General features: G+C 63.5%; 1 protein-coding gene. It reads left to right on the top strand.

Annotated elements, in window-relative coordinates:
* Nucleotides 1–403 (top strand): MFS transporter (locus tag AC1DIX_RS28050; protein ID WP_477328651.1); only part of this gene is annotated, 403 nt, incomplete at both ends.

Below are 403 nucleotides of genomic sequence, written 5' to 3'. Positions count from 1 at the left end.
CTTCCGTACCTTGCAGGCGGCCATTGCGGCCTGCTTCTCGATCGCGCTCGTCATCGTCAAGGAAAGCTGGGGCGGGCAGAAAGCGGCCAGCAAGTTCGGCTATCTCGCCATGGGCTGGGCGGTAGCACCAATGATCGGGCCGACGATCGGCGGATCGATCAGCGAGCTTTTCGGCTGGCGGGCAAATTTCGTGATGTTCGCGGTGCTCGGGGCAATCATGCTGGCGCTCGCCGCCCGTGAGATCCGTGATGAGACCGGGAAGCGGAAAACTCACTCACATGGCTATCTCGCGGCATACCGGCTGCTGCTCGGCTCGCCGCGTTTCCTCGCCTATGCCGCCTGCATGGCCTGCTCGATGGGAACGCTTTACGTCTTCCTCGCCGGCGCGCCGCTGGTCATGAAC

Source organism: Massilia sp. 05N420 (genome assembly GCF_056397205.1).
This window is presented reverse-complemented; position numbering and strand designations above follow the sequence as displayed.